The 22,347-nt window shown below is 75.0% G+C and carries 17 protein-coding genes; 4 read left to right on the top strand and 13 right to left on the bottom strand.

The window, feature by feature from the left end; genetic code table 11:
• Window positions 1-9: 9 nt before the first annotated feature.
• Window positions 10-831, bottom strand: coding sequence for a dioxygenase family protein (locus AC07FJ_RS17565; protein WP_479049848.1), 822 nt, complete (start codon window positions 829-831; stop codon window positions 10-12).
• Window positions 832-956: 125 nt separating this feature from the next.
• Between AC07FJ_RS17565 and AC07FJ_RS17560 the strand changes: the two genes are divergently transcribed.
• On the top strand, window positions 957-1,457 hold the full coding sequence (locus AC07FJ_RS17560) for a MarR family winged helix-turn-helix transcriptional regulator (protein WP_361417939.1): 501 nt from the start codon (window positions 957-959) through the stop codon (window positions 1,455-1,457).
• 36 nt (window positions 1,458-1,493) lie between these two features.
• Here the strand turns inward: AC07FJ_RS17560 and AC07FJ_RS17555 are convergent, their stop codons facing one another.
• From AC07FJ_RS17555 to AC07FJ_RS17545, 3 genes are all read right to left on the bottom strand, one after another.
• Window positions 1,494-2,531: a YeiH family protein gene (locus AC07FJ_RS17555; RefSeq protein ID WP_479049846.1), complete on the bottom strand. Its 1,038-nt coding sequence runs from the start codon at window positions 2,529-2,531 to the stop codon at window positions 1,494-1,496.
• Window positions 2,531-3,121 carry a cysteine dioxygenase family protein gene (locus AC07FJ_RS17550; protein ID WP_479049844.1) on the bottom strand — a complete coding sequence of 197 codons (591 nt, stop codon included), beginning with the start codon at window positions 3,119-3,121 and terminating at the stop codon, window positions 2,531-2,533. Before AC07FJ_RS17550 ends, AC07FJ_RS17555 begins: the two co-directional genes overlap by 1 nt.
• An 84-nt stretch (window positions 3,122-3,205) precedes the next feature.
• Entirely contained in the window at window positions 3,206-4,111 is a 906-nt protein-coding gene (locus AC07FJ_RS17545) for a LysR family transcriptional regulator (RefSeq protein WP_479049842.1), read from the bottom strand.
• Between the two features lie 211 nt (window positions 4,112-4,322).
• Here AC07FJ_RS17545 and AC07FJ_RS17540 point away from each other — a divergent pair, with 211 nt between their 5' ends.
• On the top strand, window positions 4,323-5,621 hold the full coding sequence (locus tag AC07FJ_RS17540) for a M6 family metalloprotease domain-containing protein (RefSeq protein WP_479049840.1): 1,299 nt from the start codon (window positions 4,323-4,325) through the stop codon (window positions 5,619-5,621).
• Here AC07FJ_RS17540 and AC07FJ_RS17535 read toward each other — a convergent pair.
• On the bottom strand, window positions 5,596-7,269 hold the full coding sequence (locus tag AC07FJ_RS17535; protein WP_479049838.1) for a class I adenylate-forming enzyme family protein: 1,674 nt from the start codon (window positions 7,267-7,269) through the stop codon (window positions 5,596-5,598). The two genes, AC07FJ_RS17540 and AC07FJ_RS17535, sit on opposite strands and share 26 nt — an antisense overlap.
• Window positions 7,270-7,577: 308 nt before the next feature.
• On the opposite strand from AC07FJ_RS17535, the gene AC07FJ_RS17530 reads away from it, so the two are divergent.
• On the top strand, window positions 7,578-8,828 hold the full coding sequence (locus tag AC07FJ_RS17530; protein ID WP_479049836.1) for an IS701 family transposase: 1,251 nt from the start codon (window positions 7,578-7,580) through the stop codon (window positions 8,826-8,828).
• On the opposite strand, the gene AC07FJ_RS17525 is transcribed toward AC07FJ_RS17530, so the two are convergent.
• From AC07FJ_RS17525 to AC07FJ_RS17490, 8 genes are all read right to left on the bottom strand, one after another.
• Window positions 8,825-10,810 (bottom strand): helix-turn-helix domain-containing protein, encoded by a 1,986-nt coding sequence (locus tag AC07FJ_RS17525; protein ID WP_479049834.1) that lies wholly within the window; start codon window positions 10,808-10,810, stop codon window positions 8,825-8,827. The two genes, AC07FJ_RS17530 and AC07FJ_RS17525, sit on opposite strands and share 4 nt — an antisense overlap.
• 69 nt (window positions 10,811-10,879) lie before the next feature.
• Window positions 10,880-11,824, bottom strand: a complete 945-nt coding sequence (locus AC07FJ_RS17520; RefSeq protein ID WP_479049832.1) for a transaldolase family protein — start codon at window positions 11,822-11,824, stop codon at window positions 10,880-10,882.
• 54 nt (window positions 11,825-11,878) lie between these two features.
• Entirely contained in the window at window positions 11,879-15,859 is a 3,981-nt protein-coding gene (gene fxsT, locus AC07FJ_RS17515; protein ID WP_479049830.1) for an FxSxx-COOH system tetratricopeptide repeat protein, read from the bottom strand.
• Window positions 15,856-17,175 (bottom strand): FxsC protein, encoded by a 1,320-nt coding sequence (gene fsxC / locus AC07FJ_RS17510; RefSeq protein WP_479049828.1) that lies wholly within the window; start codon window positions 17,173-17,175, stop codon window positions 15,856-15,858. The genes fxsT and fsxC overlap by 4 nt, the downstream gene beginning before the upstream one ends.
• Window positions 17,176-17,384: 209 nt before the next feature.
• A complete protein-coding gene (locus AC07FJ_RS17505) occupies window positions 17,385-18,401 on the bottom strand; it encodes an aKG-HExxH-type peptide beta-hydroxylase (RefSeq protein ID WP_479049826.1) in 1,017 nt (338 codons plus the stop codon).
• Window positions 18,398-19,639: a radical SAM protein gene (locus AC07FJ_RS17500; protein ID WP_479049824.1), complete on the bottom strand. Its 1,242-nt coding sequence runs from the start codon at window positions 19,637-19,639 to the stop codon at window positions 18,398-18,400. The genes AC07FJ_RS17505 and AC07FJ_RS17500 overlap by 4 nt, the downstream gene beginning before the upstream one ends.
• Window positions 19,636-19,839, bottom strand: a complete 204-nt coding sequence (gene fxsA / locus AC07FJ_RS17495; RefSeq protein ID WP_479049822.1) for an FxSxx-COOH cyclophane-containing RiPP peptide — start codon at window positions 19,837-19,839, stop codon at window positions 19,636-19,638. The genes AC07FJ_RS17500 and fxsA overlap by 4 nt, the downstream gene beginning before the upstream one ends.
• Window positions 19,840-19,925: 86 nt before the next feature.
• A complete protein-coding gene (locus tag AC07FJ_RS17490; RefSeq protein WP_479049820.1) occupies window positions 19,926-20,402 on the bottom strand; it encodes a YbaK/EbsC family protein in 477 nt (158 codons plus the stop codon).
• Window positions 20,403-20,689: 287 nt separating this feature from the next.
• Between AC07FJ_RS17490 and AC07FJ_RS17485 the strand changes: the two genes are divergently transcribed.
• Window positions 20,690-22,177, top strand: coding sequence for an aminopeptidase P family protein (locus AC07FJ_RS17485; protein WP_479049818.1), 1,488 nt, complete (start codon window positions 20,690-20,692; stop codon window positions 22,175-22,177).
• Window positions 22,178-22,347: the final 170 nt, after the last annotated feature.

Genomic DNA, 22,347 nt, shown 5'->3' with positions numbered 1-22,347 from the left:
ACCGCCCGCTCAGACCGACGAGGCGGGAGGGAGGTTGTACGCGTCACCCGCACTTTCACCGGACCCGAACTGGAGCGACCGCTTCGCCAGGCCCATCCAGAACCCCTCGATCACGCTCCGCCCGGCGGTGAGGTCCGCCGTCGCGTCCGCGGCGCCCAGCGTGACGAACAGCGGGGCGAAGTGCTCGGTGCGCGGGTGCGCGAGCCTCCCCGCCGGGGACTTACGCGTGAAGTCGAGCAGCGCGTCCACGTCGCCGGCCTCCAGGGCGAGGCGGCCCCACTCGTCGAACTCCGCGGACCAGCCCGGCACGCCCTGGTGGCGCAGCGCCGCCAGGTTGTGGGTGAAGAACCCGCTGCCGACGATCAGTACGCCCTCGTCGCGCAGCGGCGCCAGCTTGCGTCCGATGTCCATCAGCGCGGCCGGGTCGAGCGTCGGCATGGAGATCTGCAGGACGGGGACGTCGGCGTCCGGGTACATCTCGACGAGCGGTACGTACGCCCCGTGGTCCAGGCCCCGGTCGGGGATGTCCTGTACGGGGGTGCCGGGGCCGCGGAGCAGTTTGCGTACGGCCTCGGCGAGGTGCGGTGCGCCGGGGGCGGCGTACCGGACCTGGTAGTAGTGCGCGGGGAAGCCCCAGAAGTCGTACACGAGCGGCACGGTCGTGGTCGCGCCGAGTGCCAGCGGGGCCTCCTCCCAGTGGGCGGAGACGACGAGGATCGCGGCGGGCCGGGGCAGGCGGGCGGACCAGGCGGCGAGCTCACCGGGCCAGACGGGGTCGTCGGCGAGGGGCGGCGCGCCGTGGGAGAGGTAGAGGGCGGGCATCCGAGCCATGACGATCGACTCCCGGGTCGATGGTTCCGACCTTACGCCGGACCAGTACTTGAAACTTAAAGCTCTACACGACCCGACCGTAACAGCTATCTAGTTAAACTTTCAAGAGAAGTAGAGTGGGACGCATGAGCGACGACCACGACGGCCCGCGCTGGCTCAGCGACGACGAGCAGCGCGTCTGGCGCGCCTATCTGCACGCCACCACGCTGCTGGAGGACCACCTCGACCGCCAGCTCCAGCGCGACGCCGGTATGCCGCACATCTACTACGGCCTCCTCGTCCAGCTCTCCCAGGCACCGCGCCGCCGGATGCGCATGACCGAGCTCGCCAAGGACGCCAAGATCACCCGGTCCCGCCTCTCCCACGCCATCGCGCGCCTGGAGCGGAGCGGCTGGGTGCGCCGCGAGGAGTGCCCCTCCGACAAGCGGGGCCAGAACGCCTACCTGACGGACGAGGGCTACGAGGTCCTCAAGCGCAGCGCCCCCGGCCATGTCGCCGCCGTACGGCAGGCCATGTTCGACCGGCTCAGCCCCGAGCAGGTCGAGCAGCTCGGCGAGATCATGCGGCTGATGGCGGAGGGGCTCCAGCCCTCGGAGCCGGGGGCGGACCTGCCCTGGCGGCGTTAGGGCCTGTCTTCCGGAGCTTGCCGACTGCTGCACCGGCTACGCCGTCAGCGCCACCCCCGCGTACGCCGCCGTCGCCACCAGCACCCACGCCGCGAGACCCAGCGTCGCCATGCGCGCGCCCGTCCGGGTCGCCAGGGTCGGGAGGTGGACCGCGGTGCCGAGGGCGAACAGGGCGGCGGTGAGGAGCAGTTCCTGGGCCGTCGCGGCGGCCGTGAGGGCGGGGCCCGGGAGCAGGCCCGTGGTGCGGAGCGCCACCATGGCGAGGAAACCGGCGACGAAGAGCGGGACCAGCGGGGGGCGGCGGCCGTCGGGGGCGGGGCGCGGGTCGTGGCGGCGTGCGGCGACGACCAGGGCCGCCACCAGCGGGGCCAGCAGCGCCACCCGCAGGAGTTTGACCAGGACGGCCTCGCCGAGGGCGGCCGGGCCGGCGGTCTGGGCCGCGGCCACCACCTGGCCCACGTCGTGCACCCCGGCGCCGACCCACCGCCCGAACTGCCCGTCCGTCAGGCCCAAGGGGCCCTGGAGCAGCGGCAGTACGGCGATGGCGAGCGTCCCGCACAGCGTCACCACCGCGACGGCGGCGGCCGCGTCGTCCTCGTCGCTGTCGCGCACAGCGCCCACCGCGCCGATCGCGGAGGCCCCGCAGATCGCGTACCCCACGGCGATGAGCACCGGCTGGTCGCCGGGGAGCCGCAGCCGGCGGCCCAGCCACCAGGTGCCACCGAAGGTGGCGGCCACGACGGCGAGCACCATCGCGACCGTGCGCCAGCCGAGGCCCAGCACGTCGGACAGGCTCAGTTTCAGCCCGAGCAGCACCACTCCGAGCCGCATCAGCCGCCGGGCGGCCAGGGCCAGCCCGGTCCGGCACCGGCCCCGGCCGCGTACGGCGGTGCGCAGCCCCGGGGCGTGCGCGGCGGCGACACCCAGGACGACCGCGGCGGTGAGCATCGGTACGGAGGGCAGCGCGCGGTGCACCAGCCAGGCGGCGCCCACTCCCCCGGCGGCGAGCGCCAGCCCGGGCAGCGGCCCGGCCGTCAGGGCGACGGGAGCCGTCCGCGCGCCGAGGAGGGCCATCACGCGTCCACCGGCAGCCGGTAGACGCGCCGGATGCTCGTGGAGAGCCGCGTGATGTCGGCTCCGTACACGTGCAGGGACACGGCGGTCTCGGTGCCGCCGTTGCGTACGAGGTGGATGTCGCCGGGCGGCGCGAGCGCGGCGACCGTGCCCCGCGCGTTGACCACGTCCTCGGTGGCGACCAGCCGCGCCGCGGCGCCGTCCGGCACGAGCCGGAAGCGGCGTTCGTGCTCCTCGCCCCGGTGGACGCCGGTCACGCACCAGGCCACGTGGTCGTGGACGGGTGTGGCCTGGCCGGGCAGCCAGACGAGGGCGACGAGCGAGAAGGAGCCGTCGGGCTCGGCGTGCAGCACGTGCTGGCGGTACCGGGCGGGGTCGCCCTCGCACTGGGCGTCGGTGAGCAGGTCGGACGTGCCGAGGTGCGGGGCGAGGCGCTCGGCCACGAGCCGGGCCGTCGGCCCGGGCGGCAGGCCCCGGGCCGCGGCGGCGCGCACCTCGCCGACGAGCGTGCGCAGACGGGCGGTGGCCGTCGGTTCCGGGGAGGTGAGGGAGGTGAGGGGGGTGAGGGGGGTGAGGGGGGTGGTCGTCATGGCGGCAGCGTCCGGCCGCCGGACCGGGCCCGTCCAAGGAGGGTTCGTTGCCGGGGGGCCAACTCCCCCTTATGGAAGGCGGCTTCAGCAGCCGACCTTGGCCTCCGCCGCGGCGACGATCGCCTCCAGCGCCAGCGCGGTGGCCGGGATCCGCAGGTGGTCGCGGAGGACGTACGCGTACACCTGGCGGCGGGTGTGCGGTTCGACCATGCGGCCGGTGACCTTCGCGTGGCACAGGAACGACAGCACCAGCGCCGGGACCAGCGCGACGCCGATCCCCGCCGCCACCAGGCTCTGCAGCACCAGGTTGTCGTCCGTCGTGCAGGCGATGTCGGGGGTGAAGCCCTCCTCGGCGCAGACGTGCAGGAAGTTCGCGCGGCAGCGGGCGCAGCCGGCGATCCACCGCTCGTGCCGGAGGTCGCCGACGTGGACCGCGCGACGCCGGGCCAGGGGGTGGCCGGTGGGCAGGAGCACCGTGAGCGGGTCCTCCAGGAGCTTGTACTCGGCGAGTTCGTCCGGGACCTCGGCGCGCAGGCCGGGGTAGGTGAAGGCCAGCGTGATGTCGCACTCGCCCCGCGCGGCCATCCGCAGCGACTCCGGCGGCTCGGCCTCCGTCAGCTCGATGCGGATCCCGGGGTGTTCCTCCGCCATCCGGGCCATCGCCTCGGGCAGGATCGTCGCCCCCGCGCTGGGGAAGGCGCACACCCGTACGCGCCCGGAGCGCAGGCGCGCGATGGCGTCGATCTGCTCCTGCGCGGCCGCGAGGGTGTCGAGGATGGTGCCGGTGTGGCGGGTGAGGGCCTGGCCCGCCTCGGTGAGGCGCAGGCCGCGGCCGACGCGGGTGAACAGCGGTGTGCCGACGTCCCGCTCCAGCGCCTTCATCTGCTGGCTGACGGCCGGCTGGGTGTAGCCGAGGCTGCGGGCGGCTGCGGTGTACGAACCGGTGCGGACGACCTCGTGGAAGGTCTTGATGTACCGGGAATCGAACACGGTCGAAAGCATAAGGAGAAATTGGGTGCGGGAAAGGACCGTTCCCGGCCGTTTCCGCAACCCGTACGGCCCCCCGCCCCTCACCCGTCCGCGGAAAAACCCACGATCGGGCCACCCGGCGCGCGCCCGCGCCCCGTCCGGCCCAGGCTGATCGGACAAGAGCGCAGCGCGGAACCGGCCGCCTGCCGCGGACCGAAGGCGACCAGCACCTATGGAGCGGACGCGCCGGCGGATACGCAGACCGGTCGCCCTCGGGGCGGCCACCACGCTCGCCCTCGCCACGCTGGCCACGGCGAGCTCGACCCTCCCGGACCCCTCCCGCGCCTCCGCGGGCCCCGTCGCCGCCGAGAACGCCACCGACGAACTCGCCGCCCTCGGCCCGTGCCGGATCTCGGCCACCGTGGGCGTACAGATGTCGGAGGGCATCCCCACCCCGTCCGGTTACGCCCGCTCCACCGGCGAGGTACGCGCCCTCAACCTGATGATCGACTTCCCGGACGCGCCCGGCGAGGGCCCGGCGATGGAGCGGTACGCCGAGTTCTTCCCGCAGACCTCCGACTGGTTCCGCGTCAGCTCGTACGGGCGGCTCGTCTACCGCCCCGAGGCGCCCCTCCCCGACTGGCTGCGGATGCCGATGCCGTTCGCCGAGTACGGCATAGAGCGCGGTTCGCCGTACGAGCCGGGCTACCGCAAGCTCGTCGAGGACATCGTGGAGGCCGCCGACCCGAAGGTCGACTTCAGCGCGTACGACCTGGTCAACATCCTGGTCACGCCCAACGCCGGGCCCTCCGCGCTCGACACCGTCCTGTCCGTCACCTTCTCCGGCAACACCGAGGCCCCGCACGCGGACGGCACCCCGCTCGCCCACACGTCCTTCGTCTACAGCCGCCAGGACGACGGCTCCGGCACGTACCACGAGACGGGCTTCCGCGTCCTGCCGCACGAGAACGGCCACGTCTTCGGCCTGCCCGACCTCTACACGGCCGACGGCGGCGGCGCGGTCGGGCACTGGGACATCATGTCCGAGGACTGGGGTGCCAACAACGACCTGCTGGGCTGGCACAAGTGGAAGCTCGGCTGGCTCGACAACGACCAGGTGCGGTGCGCCGCCGCCCCCGGCAGCCGGGTCTACGACCTCGCCCCGCTCCCCCTCCGCGGCGACGGCACCAAGCTCGCGGTCATACCGCTGACGGAGGAGACGGGGTACGCGGTCGAAGTCCGCACCCGGGACGGCAACGACGAGGCGGTCTGCGAGCCGGGCGTCCTGATCTACCACGTACGGTCGGACGTGAACACCGGCGAGGGCCCGGTCACCGTCCTGGACAGCGACCGCGACAGCGGCGGCTGCACGCGCCGCCCCAACGTGCACGCGGAGCTGTCGGACGCGCCCTTCCGGCCCGGCGAGTCCTTCGTCGACCGGGAGAACGGCATACGCATCACGGTGCTGGCCGAGAACCGCCGCTCCGGCACCTACCGGATCCGCGTCACCCGCTCGGGAACCACGTCCTGAGCTCCCGCTTGAGCACCTTCCCCGTGGCGTTGCGGGGCAGCGGCCCGTCCTGCACGAGGACGTGGGCGGGCACCTTGAAGGCGGCCAGGCTCCGCGCCGCGTGCGCTCGCAGCTCCTCGACGTCCGCCCCGGCCCCCGCCCGGAGCCGGACCACGGCGGCGACCTCCTCGCCGAGCACGGGGTGCGGGACGCCGAGCACCGCCGCCTCCAGCACGTCGGGGTGGGTGTGGAGCGCGCCCTCGACCTCGACGCAGTACACGTTCTCGCCGCCGCGGATGACCATGTCCTTCAGCCGGTCGACGACGCTGACCCGCCCGTCGTGGACCGTCGCCAGGTCGCCGGTGCGGAGCCAGCCGTCGTCCGTGAACGCCTCGGCCGTCGCCTTCTCGTCGTTCCAGTAGCCGCGCACCAGGGTCTGGCCGCGCAGCCACAGCTCGCCGACCTCGCCGTCGGGCAGCGGCCGCCCGTCCGGGCCCGCGACCCGCACCTCGGTCACGGGCGTCGGCCGGCCCGCGGCGCCGGGGAAGTGGCGGTACTCGTCGCCGTACGTGGCGAGCACGCCGCCGCTGGTCTCGGTGAGGCCGTAGCCGTTGCGGGGCTCGACGCCGGCGGGGCAGCGGGCGACCAGGCTGGGCGGGGCGGCGGAGCCACCGGTGTTGAGATGCGTGAGGGGGCCGAGGCCCCGCCCGCTCTCCTCCGCCGCGTCGAGGAGCTGCAGGGCGGTCGCCGGGACCCCGGCGTAGTGCGTGACCCCGTGCGCGTGGATCAGCTCCAGGGCCTTGGCCGCGTCCCACTTGCGCAGGAGCACCAGCGTGCCGCCGGTCGCCATGGCGGAGTAGAACGCCGTGAACGCCGCGACGTGGAAGAAGGGGAACGTCATCAGCGTCACCGGCGCCGGCCCCAGCCCCGGCACCTCGCCACGCCGCAGCGCGGCGTCCGCCGCCTGGTAGCGCGGGTTCATCGCGGCCCCGGCCTGCGCGAGGTGCGTGGCGACCGCGCCCTTGGGGCGGCCGGTGGTGCCGGAGGTGTAGATGATGGTGGCGTCGTCCTCCGGCCGGACCTCCACGTCCGGCGGGCCGAGCGCCGGATCGGGCGCGGGCAGGTCCTCGTACCGCTCGAACCCGTCCGCCGTGTCGCCGGGGCCGGAACCGCCGTGGAAGACCACCCCGGGCACGCCCGCGCCCCGCGCCCACTCCCGTACGCGCGCGACCCGCTCCCCGTCGACCAGCAGCACGCCCGGCCGGCAGTCGTCGAGGGCGTACGCGAACTCCTCCTCGGTCCACCAGGCGTTCAGCGGTACGGCGACGAGACCGGCCAGCTGCGCCGCCCAGAAGGCGATCTGCCACTCGGGGTGGTTGCGCATCGCGACGACGGCCCGGTCGCCGCGGCGCAGCCCGTACACCCCGGTCAGCCGCCGGGCGAGCGCGCAGGCGGCCGCGAAGAACTCCGCGTACGTGTAGCTCCGGCTCTCGGCGACGAGGAACGGCCGCTCCCCGTGGGCCCAGGTGACCTCGACGACCTCGCGCAGGGTGCGCGGCCCGGCTGCGTACACGAGCCGGCCGTCCTCGCCCGCCGTGACGGCGAAGGGCGCGCCGGGCGCGGTCAACGCGGCGGCCGGGTCGTCCGTGGACCGTTCGGGGTGCGACACCCTCGCCCTCCTAAGCGCTTGCTCAGTCTCTGTCCGGCGACGCTATGCGCGACCGCACCACCCCGTCAAGCAAGTGCATGCAGAGGCCAATCATTTTCGGCCGCTCCGTCGCGGACCCATGGTGGTGGTCCCACCACACCCCGGTCGCCGGCCCGGACCCGTACCGGCCGGCCCTGATCCCCTCCCGTGGTGGTCCGGCCACCGCTGCGGGCGGCGATCGGGTCCCCGTGCCACCTCCTCGGCGGGGGCTCCCGGCGACCAGGCTGGCTCCCGGTTCGGTCAGTCCACGGACGCGGGAACAGGGGGGCGTGGTGAGAAGAGCTGCCTTCGCACGACATGACGTAAGGCCCGGGCACGGGTGGGCCGGGACCGCACCGGAGCGCGTGGTGGCGGAGCTGGCCGGCGCCCTGTTCCCCCCGGTCCTGCGCAGGAAGGACCAGCGCCGGAGGGCGGAGCAGTACGTGCGCGGGCTGCTCGCGGTCGACGGCCGCAAGTCCATGCGCAACATCGCCCGCGTCGTCGGCGGCTCCGCCGCCGAACAGGGCCTGCACCACTTCATCACGGACTCCACCTGGGACTGGGCGGCGATGCGCGCGGCCCTCGCCCGCCACCTGCAGCACGTCATGCCACCGCAGGCGTGGGTCGTCCAGCCGATGTCCATCCCCAAGGTCGGCGAGCACTCGGTGGGCGTGGACCGCGGGTGCACGCCGCGGCCCGGCCAGTCGGCCGGCGGCCAGCGGGCCTTCGGGGTGTGGTTCGCCTCCGAGGGGGCGAGCGCCCCGGTCAACTGGCGGCTGCACCTGCCGCCGCACTGGCTGCGCGAGACGGAGCGCCGCCGCCGGGCGGACATCCCCGAGGAGGCGGTGGAGGAGACGCTGGAGGAGGGCGCCGCCGCGGCGGTCCTGGACTCCATGCCGTTGTGGGGCCTGCCGCGCACGCCGGTGGTCCTCGGCGGCGCGGCCGCGGAGGTGCGCGGGACCGTGCTGCGGTTCGCCGCCGCCGACGTGCCGCTGCTGATGCGGATCCCCGCGACCACGGGGCTTACCGTGGCCGATCCGTCGATGCCCGGCTTCGGCGCGAACCGGCTGACCGCCCACCAGATCCTCGACTCCGTCAAGGCGCTGCGCCGGCCGGTGCGGTGGGTGTCGCCCGAGGGTGGTCCGGCCACCGTGCGCGGCTCCCTGGTGGTGGCCGCGCGCGTGGCGCTGCCCGATGCCGCCGGGCCGGTACGACCGCGGCCCGGTCGCCCCGGCGGGGCGGCGCGGTCCCGGGGGCTGCTGCTGCTCGGGGAGTGGCACGACCCGCGTCGCCCGCCGGCGGAGTTCTGGCTGACCGGCATGGACCGCACGCCCGTGCCCGCGCTGCTGCGGCTGACGAAGCTGTGCCGGCGGGTGGCGGCGGACAGTCTGGCGGTGGGCGGGCAGGTGGGCCTGCGGGACTTCGAGGGCCGTTCGTTCCACGGCTGGCACCGGCACATCACGCTCGCCTCGGTGGCGCACGCGGCACGGATCCTGGCCGACGCGAGCGGGCCGGCGTACCCGGGCGCTCTGGGGGCCTAGGGGGTGCCCGCCTGATGCCGGCCCCGCCCACCGCCGGGGCCGTCCGGTCCTCCGGAGCCGTCCGGTCCGCCGGGGGCCAGCGTGTGCCGGGCCCGCTGGAGCCGCAGCGCCAGCTGCACCTCCAGCGCCCGTGCGGGCTCCTGCCAGTCCGCGCCGAGGAGTTCGGTGATCCGCTCCAGCCGCCGGGAGACGGTGTTCGGGTGGACGTGCAGCAGCTCGGCCGCCCGGGTGGGGCTGCTGCCGGAGGTGAAGTAGCACTCCAGCGTGCGCAGGAGCTCGGTGGACTGCTGGCCGTCGTAGTGCAGTACGGGTCCGATGGCGGTGCGGACGAAGCCGTCGACGTCGTGCTGGTCGGACAACAGAAGCCCGAGGAAGCCGAGTTCGCGCGGCGACGCCGTACCGCCGGTGCCGCCGAGCGCCGTGAGCGCGTCGAGGCAGCGCTGCGCCTCCCGGTGGGTGCGCCGGACGGCCTCGGGTCCGGTGACCGGGCCCGCCGCGCCGGCCGTCACCGGGTGGCCGAGCACCGAGGACAACTCGCGGGACACCGCCTCGGCGGCGGCACCGGGGTCACGCCCCGGCAGCAGCAGCGCGATGCGGCCGCCGTCCGCGTACTTCAGCCCCGCCATCCGGTGCGCGTACGACGACGCCCACACCACCGCCCGGCCCTGCGACCCGCCCTCGGGCCGGGCCACCACCACGACGTGCGGCTCGGCGAGGTCGACCGCGAGCCGCCGGGCCTGCGCGGCCAGGTGCCCCGGCGACAGCGGGGAGGCGTGGAGCAGGGCGTGGAACAGCTCGTCGCGGACCTGGCCCTCGGCCACCGCCGTACTGCGCTGCATCAGCAGCAGGACGGCGACGGTCTGGGCGACCAGCGCGAGCAACCGCACCTGCGTGTCGGGGGCTTCCGGGGCCGTGCGGTGCAGGACGAGCGTGCCGAGGTCCTCCGTGCCGCCGGTGACCGGGCACGCCCACAGGTCGTCCGCGCACCGCACGGGGCCCCGCTCGGCGTGCGCGTCGGAGCACGCCCGGTCGAGCCGCTCCTCGGCCGTCCCGGCCGGGAAGCCGGCGCTGTGGGCGAGGGGCTCGCCCACGGTGTCCCGCACCAGCAGGGCGCCGTCCAGTTCGGCAGCGGCCCGGTCCAGCAGGGCGGGCAGGCCGGCGCCGCCCAGCACCAGGTCGATGAGGCCGCTGTGGGTGCCGTGCAACCTGGCCGCGTCGGCGGAGGAGTTCCGGGCCCGGGTCGTGTCCCGCTCCAGCTCGGTGACCTCCGCCCGGACCCGATCCAGCAGCCGGGTCCGCTCGATGGCGACGGCCGCGAGGTCGGCCAGCGACGTCATGAGGGAGATCTCGTCGGGCGCGAAGTGCCGGACGTCGCGGTCCGCGACGTACAGCACGCCGAACGTGGCCCGTTCGTGCTGCAGGGGCACGGCGAGGATGGCGTGCAGCCCTTCGGTGCGCACCACCCCGTCGATCGTCTCGTTGTGCGTGAACCCGTCGTCGTTCAGGTAGTCGGGGGTCCAGAACGGCGCGGACCGCTGCCGCGCGTGCGCGCCGACGCCGCCTCCCGCCGGGACCGTGAACCCCACCGTGATCGCCGACGCGTGGCCGTCCGCGGCCCGTACGTGCGACAGACCGTCCTCGGCGTGGAGGCTCACCCAGGACATGTCGAGGCCGAGCAGGAGCCGGGCCCGCCGGGTGATGACCTTGAGCAGGGTGTCCAGGCTGTACGGGAGGGTGAGGTCGCGCGCGGTGTCGACCAGTGCGGCCAGGCCCGCCTCGCGCTGCCGGCGCCGGCTGAACAGCTGCCGCACGGACAGCGCCCGGTCCTTCGCCGCGGCCACCCGGGCCAGTTCGTCCTCGGTGGCACCGGCCGCGCGGGCCTGCCGTACGACGTCCTCGATGCGCTCGGCGGGCGCTTCCGCGGCCAGCAGGTCGAGCATGGCGAACGCGTACCCGTCGAGCGGCCTGCCCCCCGGCAGCATGTCCCGGACCCTCCCCCGGGCCGGGAAGATCCCGGCCGATGGGCAACGTAGACCGCCCCCGGGGATTGGTCAACAAGCGTCCGGGCAGCCGGATACCGCCCGAACCCCCAGGTCCGCGAGGTCCCGCAGGACGCGCTCGGCGTCCCGGTGGCGGCCGAGGAGGGTGTCGCCGCCCAGGCCGCCCCGCTCGGCCGCCGCTTCGAGGGTGTCGAGGGTCAGGGCGTGCACGGTGTTCCAGCCGACCAGGGCGGGCACGTGCGCGGGCCCGGTCCCCGTCCAGACCAGCATCGGCGGCCGGGCCCCCGCCGCCCGCAGCGCCCGCCACCGCGCGCCGCAGAGCCGCTCCTCGCGCGTGCGGTGCAGCAGGCGGGCGGTGGCCTGGCCCGCGGTGTCCCGCAGCGCGTGCCCGGCGCCGCCCGGCAGCCGGTCGAGCCGGGCGTTGACCGCCGCGTCCAGCGGGCCCACGGGGCAGGAGGCCGCCGTCGCGACCCCGGCCACGTCCACCCCGTGGGCCAACGCCCGCTCCAGGCCCGCGAGGTGCGCGTCCAGGACCGCCGCGTAGTGCTCCGCCGAGTGGACCCCCGTGGACTGCACCCCGATGCCCTCCGCGAGGCACGCCGTCGCGGCCGCCCGGCCGGCCCGCGTGGCCGGCAGCCGCACCAGCAGGTTGGGCCGGTCGATCCCGGCGCACACCGTGCGCGCGGCGGCGACCAGCGGCCCCGGCCCCGGCCCCGACTCCGGCTCCAGCTCCGGTCCCGCCTCCGACGCCGGCTCCACCGCGACCGCGACCGCCACGAACCCCCACTGCGGGCCCGGCGCCCCGGGCACGTCGAGAAGCCCGTCGCACGCCGCCCGCACCGCGTCGAGCGGAACACCGCGCGGAAGGCTGAGTCCGCCGAACCGGCGCCGTACCGCGGCGATGTCCGGCGTCCGCGGCGACGCCGGCACCAGCCACGGCTGGACCCCCTCGGCGGCCAGCTCCCTGAGGCACCGTTCGGCCCGCGCACTGATCACCGCACGACGGTAGGCGGGCGGCCGCGCCGCGCGGGCGGATGTTCGGGGACTCCGTCAGGTCGCGGGCGGCTCGATGTCCGCGTCCAGCCGCACCCACCCCCGTACCGCCTCCGTCGTCGGATGGTCGTGCCCCATCGTCGCCCGCGCCCGCCGCAGCGCCTCCTCGTGCAGCTCCTCCGCCTCGTCCTCCGCTCCGGCCGCCCGCAGGTCGATCGCCAGGTTGGAGGCGCAGCCGATCGCGTCGTAGTAGTCCGCGCCGAGCACCCGCGTGAACCCGTCCAGGACCTCCCGCTCCAGCCCTATCGCCTCCTCCGCCCGCGCCGGGCCGCCGTCCGCGCCGAGGTCGGTGGCGTGGTTCATCGCGCTGCACAGGGTGTACGGGTGGTCGGGCCCGAGCACCTCCCGGTACTGCTGCACGGTCCGGCGCGACAGCGCCAGCGCGGCCGCCCGCTCCCCCGTCAGCCGCAGGTAGATGGCGAGGTTGTTGGCGCAGGCGAGGGCGAAGGGGTGCCGCCCGCCGAGCTGTGTGCGGTGGCGGTCCAGGGTGTCCTCGGCCAGGGACCGCGCGATCCCCGCCCGCCCGGTGGCCACCAGCGCGCAGGCGAGGTTCATGGCGGCCGCCAGGGTGTCCGGGTGGTCGGGCCCGAGCACCGACATCGACGCCTCGTGGATGTCGGCGCTGAGCGCCCTGGCCTCCTCGTAGCGGCCCAGGCGGCGCAGCGTGGCGGCGAGGTTGCGGGAGGCCCGCAGCGTGGCGGGGTGGCGCTCGCCGGTCTTCTGCCGGAAGGCCTCCACGGTCTCGCGGATCAGCTTCAGCGCCTCCGTCTGCGCGCCGGTCTCCCGCAGGTCGCGCGCGTAGTTGCTGGCCGAGTTGAGCGTGTCGGGGTGGTTGGGCCCGCTGACCCGCAGGCGCGCCTGCCACACGCCCCGGTCGATCTCGCGCGCCGCCAGCCGGTCCCCGACCAGGTACAGCGACACGGCGAGGTTGTTGGCGGCGAACAGCACGCGCGGGTGGTCGTCGTCGAAGACGCGGCGGCAGAGCGTGTAGGTCTCCTGGTCGATGTCGCGGGCCTGCGTGTAGGCGCCCTTGTTGCGCAGGTCCGCGCCCAGGTTGGCGGCGGCCACCAGGGTGTAGTGGTCGTCGGGGCCGAGGACCTCGCGGGCGCGCCGCAGGGCCTCCTCGTCCATGGCGTACGCCTCCTCGATGCGCCCGCTGGAGCGCAGCACGTTGGCGTACTGGGTGCGCAGGTAGATCACGAGCGGGTCGTCCTCGCCGAAGACGGGCACCCAGGCGGCGAGGGCGCGTTCCGCGGTCTCCTGCGCGGCGGAGTAGTCCGAGCGGCGCCACAGGTAGCGCACGGACTCGGCGATCCAGCGGCGCACCCGGCTGTCCCGGCTGGTGAAGGCGCGCGACGGCCGCAGGTGCGGCAGCAGGGAGGCGTGGCGGTCCCAGAAGGCGGGGTCCTCGGCGTTGCCGGGGTTGGCCTCGGCGAGGATGGCGTGGACGTGCGCGCGCAGGGCGTCCCACTCCTCCTGCGGCACCTGGGAGCGCAGCACCTCCTGCACCAGCCGGTGCAGGGTGATGGTCTTGTCGCTCTGGTTGGTGCGGGCGAGGCCGTAGCGGTTGATCTCCGCGAAGAGGGTGCCCATCCGCATCGGGTCGATCAGCCGCGGGTCGTGGCGGGCCAGCAGCTCCCCGGCCCGGTTGCCGTACAGCGCCCACATCGGGATCGGGTCCGGCCCGAAGAAGGCGCACAGCTCCAGGAGTTGCGCGGCGGCCGGCATCGACTCGCGTACGGCGCGCAGCGACAGCAGCCAGGTGGCCGCCGCCGAGCGCGGATAGGCGGTGGCCGACTCCTGCTCCAGCATCGCCGCCAACTGCGTGGACAGCAGCTCCAGATAGGTCTCCACCGGCATCGCCGACTGCTCCAGCCACGCCGCCGCCTGCGCCACGGCCAGCGGCAGGTCGCCGAGGGCCTCCGCGACCTGGCCCGCGTCCGGGTCCGGCAGGTCGGGGTTCTGCGTCTGGAGGAGCCGCACCGACTCGTCCCGGGCGAAGACGTCCACCTCGATCTGGGTCGCCCGCTCGCCCCAGGTGCGGTTGCGCGAGGTCACCAGGACGTGTCCGGGGCCGGTGGGCAGCAGCGGGGCGAGCGCCTCGGGCTGTTCGGCGTTGTCGAAGACGATCAGCCACCTGCGGTACGGGCGGCCCTGGCGCAGCGCCTCCAGGACGGCGTTGGACGTCACGGTCACGTCCTCGCCCTCGCCGGACGGCAGCCCGAGCCGGGGCGCGAGGGCGGCGAGCCCCTGCCGTACGAGACCGGGCTGGCCCGCGTTGACCCACCACACGACGTCGTAGTCGGCGGCGAACCGGTGCGCGTACTCGATGGCGACCTGCGTCTTGCCGACGCCGCCCATGCCGAACACGGCCTGCGGCGGACCGCCCAGCGGACCGCCCGCCGCGAATCCGTCGCGCATCTCCTCCAGCACCCGCCCGCGCCCGGTGAACGCGGCGTTGCGCGGCGGCACCTGCCACACCGGCGGCGGTGTGCCGGGGTAGCGCGGGCTGCGGTCCTCGTCGGGCGGGAGCGGCCGGAGCGCCCCGTCCCCGGCCGTGACGCCGGGCCGGCCGACGGCGGCCAGCAGCGCGGCCTCGGCCTCGTCGGCGCCGTCCCGTTCGACGAGGTCGACGGCGACGAGGTCGGCGAAGGGCGCGGGCAGCGGCGCCGCGTGGATCCGGATGGGGATCAGCATCCGCTGCGAGGCCTCCGGGTCGCGGGCCGCGACCGCCTTCCACACCTCGTGCGCGTGCGGCAGGCGCACGTAGTCCGGGGAGAGCAGCGCCACGATCCGCCCGGAGCCCTCCAGCGCGCGCCGCACCTCCGTCAGCGCCCCGGAGCCCGCGTGCTCGGCCGCGCCGCTCAGCGCCACCTCGTAGCCGAGGCCGGTGAGCCGGGAGGCGATCCACTCGGCCCACATGCGGTCGGCGGGCGCGTAGCTGAGGAACAGGTCGGAGGGGATCGGCGGCTTGGTCCGCTCGTACGAGGAGAGCAGCGCCCGGCGCATCGTCTCCGGCATCGCCCGCTGCCGGGTCACCCGGCCCTCGGTGATGCGCCCGGTGAGCCGCTCGGAGGCGGCGAGCAGGCTGCCGCCCTGGTGCGGCCGGTCGCCGACGGGCGCGGGGATCTCCTCGTACGCGAAGAAGGGCCGGTACGGGATCTCGACATCGCCCCAGTAGCGGTCGCGCTCCTCGCGGCTCATGGAGCCGAGGAAGGACGCGAAGCGGCCGCGCGCCAGGTCGCGGCCGGCCTCCAGCTTCTTCTGCTCGGCGTACTCCACGCGCATGGGCGCGGGCAGGATGCGCACCGGGCGGCGGCCGACCTGGGCGCGGATGGACTCGGCGACCGCCGCCGCGCCCTGGATGGACTGGGCGCTGAGGGTGAAGCAGTCGACCACGACGTCCGGGAGGATGACGGTGCAGATGCCGGCGATGTCGGAGAGGCCGGTGCGGCTGTCGATGAGGACGTAGTCGTAGCGGCCGCGCAGTTCGTCGCGGAGGGCGGCGAGGAAGGTGGCGCCCTGCAGGCGGGTGTAGAAGTGGTCCCAGTCGAAGGTGGAGACGGCGGCCGAGTACCCGTCGTCCTGGAGCCCGGCCGGCAGGAAGTCCAGCCGCCCCCCGCCGTCGAGGTCCACGCCGACGCCGACGATGCAGCGGTCCACGTCGCAGCGGTCCCGGAACCAGGCGGAGCGGTCCTCGTAGCCCTCGGCCCCCGGTTCGTCGGCGCGCAGGGCGTAGTCGCGGATGAGGTCGATGACGCCCTCGGTGGAGCTCAGTTCGGGGTCGACGAGCAGCGGGTGGAAGTACCGGTGCAGGCCCGGGGCCTCCAGGTCCCAGTCGACCATCAGCACCCGCAGCCCGTTGCTGGCGAGGATCCAGGCGGTGTTGACCAGGGCCATGGTGCGGCCCACCCCGCCCTTGAACGAGTAGAAGGTGACGACCGTGCCGGGCGCTGCCTGTGTGGCGGAGCTGCTCATCGTGGAGGCCCTCCCTCGCCGCCGGGCTCACGCCGCTGCGGTGGCTCGTACGGGGTGTAGGGGTGGTACGGGTTGTACGCGATGCGCGGCCCGCGCTCGTCGGGCCGGCGGGGCGGCGGCTCGTGCCGCTGCCGGGCCTGCGGGGCGGGGGCCTGCGGGCGGCGCGCGGCGGAACCGCCGGTCGGCCCCCGCAGGATCGGCCGGGCCGCGGGCGCGGTGTCCGCCTCGCCGTCCGGGCCGAGCGGCGGCCCGACGGTGGCCTGCCGCTTTCGGATGAGGTTGTTCTGGGCGGACGACACCATCTGCCCGAGCGCCCGCTTGAAGTCGGGGAAGCAGACCCGCAACTGGAACTGCCGGTCGTGCGTGCCCCGGGACGCCTTGCGCTCGAAGATCTCGGTGACACCGCTCCACAGCTCGTGGTGGTCCCGCTCCTCCTGCGGGTGGCACGGCACGAGGACGCCCGTCGCCGGGTGCTCGGTGCGGTCGAAGTCCTCCAGCTGCCGCCGGTAGGGCGCGGCGGGGGCGCTCCACGCGTCCACCAGCAGGATGGTCACCTGGTCGTCGCGCCACGCCTGGCTGAGCTGCCGGGTGAGCCCGGTGCGCACCTCGTGGTAGGCGGTGCCGTAGCCCTGCGCGGTGACCAGCCGCTGGGCCTGCTGGTAGAGCGGGTACTCCTCCTGCGGGTGGTACGGGTTCCAGTCGAGCCCGGCCCGGCCGTAGTACGGCGCGCCGCGCCGGGCCTCGGGCGCGGTCTCCGCGGTGCTCGCGGCGACGAAGAACCGCACGGTGCTGCCCGGCCGGACCGGCTCGGTGCGCGGCTGGAACGACAGCGGCTCGTGGGCCAGGCGCACCGGGTGCTCGGGCGCGGGCAGCCTCTCGTTCCGGGCGACGTCCAGCACGCGCTGCGCGATCAGCCGGACGGCGTTCCGGTAGTCGTCGCCGCCGGGGTCGCGCTGGAGGAGCCGCTGCAGCCCGGCGTCGGCGTACCAGGACCCGAGGCCGTCGGTGACGTACTGGATGTGCGCGACCTCCTGCGGCACCTCGACGGGCTGCCACAGCACGGGTATCAGCGACGAGGAGCCCTTCCGCGTCCGCACGAAGTACTGGTTGGCGCGCCGCAGCATCACGCCCGCCTCGCGGGAGCACCACTCGCTGCGGAAGTACGCCGGGGAGTAGAGCGCCACCATGGAGTGGCAGCTGCCGAGGGCCCGCTCCAGCTGCTCGCTCCAGTGCTCGCCGAGCCGGATGGAGCTGTGTCCCGGAAGCCGACGGGCACCTGGGCGGAGGAGTCGGACAGCTCGATGATCTGGGCGCACAGGTCGTCGTAGAACTGGTGCACGTAGGCGTCTTTGTCGTCGACCCTGGCGTAGCTCAAGAAGAAGTACGGCCCCACCACGCCCCCAGCTTTTTCGTGGCAACGATCAGCGCACGCCCCCGGCACCGGGGGGATACCCCCGCCGCCCACGCCTTATTGCGGCGCGGACACAAGCGGCGGGTGGAGTGTCACGTTATGGCCAGAACTCGCCTACGGGCTGCCCCACGCGACCATCGTCCGCCGCAACTCTGCCACGAACTCCCGTCCCACGTCCGTCAGTTCACCGGAACCGAGCAGCGTCCCGGCCGCCTCCAGCGTGCGCCCGCACCAGTGCGCGTACTGCTCGCGCGCGTACGCCCCCCGCTCCACCCGCCAGAAGTCCGAGACGCCCAGGTGCGCGTACGTCCCCTGGAGCAGCGCCCCCGCCGGCCGGGGGTCGGCCCGCCACGGCGCGTGGTAGCGGGTGCCCGAGTCGGGGCCGTGCAGCGGTACGAGGTCGAGCAGCGCGCCCAGTTGGACGTGCAGGAACTCGTGGACCAGCGCCAGCGCCAGCCGCTCCGGGTCGGGCGGCAGCGACACCCCGACCGCTCCGTAGGCGCGGCGCACCGCCGAGGAGACACCGGTGCCGTCGGGGCGGGGGCGCAGCGGCACGAGCGTCGTCAGCCCGGCGGCGACGGCCTCGGCGTACCAGGGGTGCCGGTGGGCCAGCACCTGCCAGGCCGCCGCGAGGGCCCGCTCCCAGCGGTGCAGCTCCCCGGCGCCGAGGGGCCCGGGCACGGGCTCGCCGTGCGCCTCGCGGTACGGCCCCCGGTCGGCGATCCGCAGCGTCAGCGCGTGCCCGGCGGCCTCCAGCCGCACCGGGTGCCCCGCGCCCGCCAGCAGCTCCGCGAGGCCGCCGAGCCGCGGGTCCGCGCCGTCGTCCGCGTACAGCGCGCGCAGGCACTCGGCCGCCCACAGGTCGACGTACGGCTCCAGCAGCGCCGCCTCCCAGCGGGCGCGCGAGCGGCGGCGGAGCCGCTCCAGCCCGTCGTACGTCTCGTCGAGCCGCGCGGCGCGGACGGCGCGCGGCCGGCGCTCCTCGGCGGCCCGGCGCACCGCGCCCAGCAGCAGCCTGCGCTTGGACAGCTGCCCGGCGCGCAGGACGGCGACGGCCGCGGCGCCGCCGCGCCCGCGTGCCAGCGCGAGGAAGGTGTCGCGGGGGATGACGTGCGGCCGCGCCCGGCTCACCGGGCCGCACCCAGGTCGTGTCCGAGGGCGGCGAGGTCGCGTTCCAGCGCGTCCTGGATGTGCCGGATGAGGGCCGCCATGTCCTGGCAGTACACCGTCGGATGGCCGAAGGGCTCCGCGCCCCCGGCCGCCCGGTACCGGTGGGCGTAGAGCCCGCCCCCGCAGACCCGCTCCAGCGGGCAGCGGCCGCACACCGCCGCGCGCGGGGGCGTACGGAAGGCGGGGTGGCGGTCCAGGTCCGCGAAGGAGTGCCGGAAGACGTCGAGCCCGGTGGCGGCGGCCCCGTCGTACGCCACCTTCAGGCTGTCGGCCAGCTCCAGGGTGCCGTCGGTCTCCACGACCACCAGGTCGGGGGCGGCGGTGCCGACCATCTCGCTGGCGGCGCGGCCGCCGAGCAGCGCCATGATGAGCTCTTCGAAGAGCCGGATGCCGGTCTCGCGCCGGGGCGCGCCGTACCAGCGGTCGAAGACGGCGCGGAGCCAGTCGGCGTACGGAGTCGGCGGCGGCGCCGGTACGGGCGCCGGTACGGGCGCCGGTGGCGGTGCCGGTGCCGTCGTGCCGTCCGGCTGCGGGGGCGCCGCGGGCAGCACTCTGCCCTCCAGGCCCGGCGGTGGGGCGCTCCAATTGCCGTGCGGCAGCAGCAGGTCCATGCGGGGCGGCGCGAACTCCAGCAGCGCCTCGTAGGTCTCGACGGGGTCGTGGGCCAGGTCGACGGTGCACAACACCCCCGCGTACAGGTGCCGGTTCTCCGCCGTGGCGAGCGCCCGCAGCCCCTCGGCGACGGCCGCGTGGCTGCCGCGGCCGTCCGCGAACCGCCGGTTGCGGTCGTGGTTCCGCGCCGTGCCGTCCAGGCTCACGCCGACGCGCACCTCGTGCCGGCGCAGCACCCGCAGGAGCGCCGACTCGCGCAGCAGCACCCCGTTGGTCTGCAGCCCCAGCGCGACATCGGGGCCGCTGCCGAGCGCCTCGCGCAGGACGCTCAGCGTCTCGTCGAGGTGCCGGGCACCGACGAGCAGGGGTTCGCCCCCGTGCAGGACGACCGAGATGCCCGCGCCGGGGAGGGAGGCGTCGGCCCGCCGGTGTTCGGCGATCCGCCGGGCGACCTGCCGCACGGTCGCGGAGTCCATCCGCCGGGGCTTGGTCCGCCAGCTCTGATCGGCCGCCTCGTACACGTAACAGTACGAACAGGACAGGTTGCACCGCCCGTGCAGCTTCAACAGAAACTGACGGGGGATCACCGCAGGTGCCGGCCCACTTCGACCAGTGCGGAGCCGAACGCCGACACCGGCTCGCAGGAGGGATGGAGGGCGTCGTCCCGCAGTCGCGCCACCATGGCGCCGAACACCGTGTCCGGCAGCTCGGCCAGCTCTGCGTCGCTCAGGGCGCTGACGTCCGCCAGCACCGAGATGAGCGGGGCGGGCGAATCAGTCGCGTCCATGATCCCCTACCTTCACTTTGTGCCGGAGCATATAACAGAGAGTGCCGCTCCGCTCGCGCAAGCGCATCGCGCACGCGACCGCCGCCTCACCCCTCGGAGACCACCACGGCCTCGCCGCCGGTGAGCTTCAGCAGCTCGGTGAACGTCGTACGGAAAACGGTGTGCGGCATGCCGGCACCGGCCCACACATGGTCGTACGCGTCGAGGGCGACATCCACCAGCGTGCGCAGGCGCCGCGGATGGCCGACGGGCGCCACGCCGCCGACCTCCTGCCCCGTCGCGGCGAGGACGGCGTCGGGGTCGGCGCGCTTGATCCTGCCGCGGGCGACACCCAGGACGGGGGCGATCAGCCGGGTGTCGACGCGGTGGTCCCCGCCGGCCAGCACGAGCACCGGGGCGCCGTCGGCCAGGAAGACGAGGCTGTTGGCGATCGCGCCCTCAGGGCAGCCGAGTTGGGCCGCGGCCGCCGCGGCGGTGGGGGCGGGGGCCGGAAGCTCGACGATCTCAGCGGAACCGCCGTTCTCGCGCAGGACCGCGCCGACGCGACGTACTCGTTCGTGCACAGCAGACTCCATCCGTACGGGCCAGGCCCACAACCGGCCGGTCAGGGCGGGCGGTTGACGCCGGGCCACCCCGTGTCCGCCCCGTGTCCGCCCCGTGTCCGCCCCGTGTCCGCCCGGCGTCCTGACGGCCTGTGAACACCTTGACACGCTCGAAGCGCCGTCGCTAGTTTCCTGGCCACCGATAAGAGTTATTTCTCTACAGGAAATGTGCGGGCCGCGCCCACGGCGGTGCCCGCCTGTTGAGTTGCGCGCAGCGTCAGACCCCGACAGCGGAAGAGGGACACACCATGGGCAACATCGGGCGGGAAGAGACGTCGGGAACGCACGACCGGGCCATCCCCGGGAAGTTCCTGGAGCTGATGACGACCGGCTGGAGCGAGGACGAGGCCGACGTCGCCCCGGTCCCCCACGTCAAGCAGCTGACCCGGCGCCGGGCGCTGCTCTCCGCGGCCTTCCCGGGCGACACCCTGGTGATCCCCACGGGGAACATCCGCTCCCGCACCTTCGGCGCGCCGTACGAGTTCCGCGCGGGCAGCGACTTCCTCTGGCTGACCGGCGACCAGGAGCCCAACTCGGTGCTCGTGCTGCACCCGACGGCCACCGGGCACGACGCGGTGCTGTACGCGCAGCCGCGTTCGGACGCCTCGACCAGCGCCCAGTACCTCGACCGGATGGACGGTGAGATCTGGCACGGCCGGCGCTACTCGCCGCGCGAGAAGTCCGTCCTCTTCGAGATCGAGACGCGCCCGCTGGACGAACTGCCCCGGGTTCTCGCCTCGGTGGCGTCCTCGGACCGGCTGCGGGTGCTGCGCGGGTACGACACCGGCATCGACGGCGGCATGGAGCGCGGCGCGCTGCCCGTCACGCCCGACAACCGGGAACGGGACGCGCTGCTCGCGAGCGTGCTGTCCGAACTGCGCCTGGAGAAGGACGAGTGGGAGATCGCGCAGATCCAGGACGCGGTCGACGCCACCGTGCTCGGCTTCGAGGACGTCGCCCGGCGGCTGCGGCCCGACGTCCCGACGTCCGAGCGGTACATCGAGGGCGTCTTCTCCTGGCGTGCGCGGGTCGCCGGCAACGGCGTCGGCTACAGCTCCATCGTCGGCGGCGGCCCCCACTCCACGATCCTGCACTGGACGCGCAACGACGCGGCGGTGGAGCCGGGGCAGATCCTGCTCCTCGACATGGGCGTGGAGAACGTCCACTGCTACACGGCCGACGTGACGCGCGTCCTGCCGGTCTCCGGCACCTTCAGCCCGGCGCAGCGCGACGTGTACGACATCGTGTACGCGTCGCGGACCGCGGGCCTGGAGGCCATCGCGCCGGGCGTGGAGTTCGCCGAGGTCCAGACCGTCTGCAACCGCGTCCTCGCCGAGGGACTGCGCGGGCTCGGCCTGCTCAAGGGGAGCCTGGAGGAGGTGCTGGACCCGGAGACGATGGCGTACCGCAGGTGGTCGCTGCACGGCTTCGGGCACATGCTCGGCCTCGACGTCCACGACTGCGGGCACGCCCGGCCCGAGCACTACGGCAGCGGCAGGCTGCGCGAGAACCACGTGCTGACCATGGAGCCGGGCCTCTACCTCCAGCCCCACGACGAGCTCGTACCGGAGGAGCTGCGCGGCATCGGCGTACGCATCGAGGACGACGTCCTGGTCACCGCCGGCGGCTCCCGGCTGCTGACGGAGGCGCTGCCGACGGCGTCGCACGAGGTGGAGGCGTGGCTCGCCGCCCAGCGGGAGGCGGGCCCGCGGGAGCCGGGCGTCGACGGCGCCTGAGAGCGGGAAGGTCCGCACGGCCGGCCGGAGCGCGCGGCGGGCGGGGTGAGGTGTGCCGGCGTCACGGGGGTGCGGCGGCACACCGCGCCCCGCCTTCCGCGCGCTCCGGCCGTACGGGAAGAGGCCGAGGCCCCGGTCCGCAGAGCCACGCCTATTCTTGGCAGCACGGC

Source organism: Streptomyces sp. NPDC045998 (assembly GCF_056430285.1).
The sequence above is the reverse complement of the archived record's forward strand: the minus strand, read 5'-3'. Positions and strand labels throughout refer to the sequence as shown.

What these genes read in the sequence shown, in the direction of transcription:
- AC07FJ_RS17565 (WP_479049848.1), bottom strand. Translation starts at nt 831, where the DNA reads ATGGCTCGGATGCCCGCCCTCTACCTCTCCCACGGCGCGCCGCCCCTC.
- AC07FJ_RS17560 (WP_361417939.1), top strand. Translation starts at nt 957, where the DNA reads ATGAGCGACGACCACGACGGCCCGCGCTGGCTCAGCGACGACGAGCAG.
- AC07FJ_RS17555 (WP_479049846.1), bottom strand. Translation starts at nt 2,531, where the DNA reads ATGGCCCTCCTCGGCGCGCGGACGGCTCCCGTCGCCCTGACGGCCGGG.
- AC07FJ_RS17550 (WP_479049844.1), bottom strand. Translation starts at nt 3,121, where the DNA reads ATGACGACCACCCCCCTCACCCCCCTCACCCCCCTCACCTCCCTCACC.
- AC07FJ_RS17540 (WP_479049840.1), top strand. Translation starts at nt 4,323, where the DNA reads ATGGAGCGGACGCGCCGGCGGATACGCAGACCGGTCGCCCTCGGGGCG.
- AC07FJ_RS17525 (WP_479049834.1), bottom strand. Translation starts at nt 10,810, where the DNA reads ATGCTGCCGGGGGGCAGGCCGCTCGACGGGTACGCGTTCGCCATGCTC.
- fxsT (WP_479049830.1), bottom strand. Translation starts at nt 15,859, where the DNA reads ATGAGCAGCTCCGCCACACAGGCAGCGCCCGGCACGGTCGTCACCTTC.
- fxsA (WP_479049822.1), bottom strand. Translation starts at nt 19,839, where the DNA reads ATGGACGCGACTGATTCGCCCGCCCCGCTCATCTCGGTGCTGGCGGAC.
- AC07FJ_RS17485 (WP_479049818.1), top strand. Translation starts at nt 20,690, where the DNA reads ATGGGCAACATCGGGCGGGAAGAGACGTCGGGAACGCACGACCGGGCC.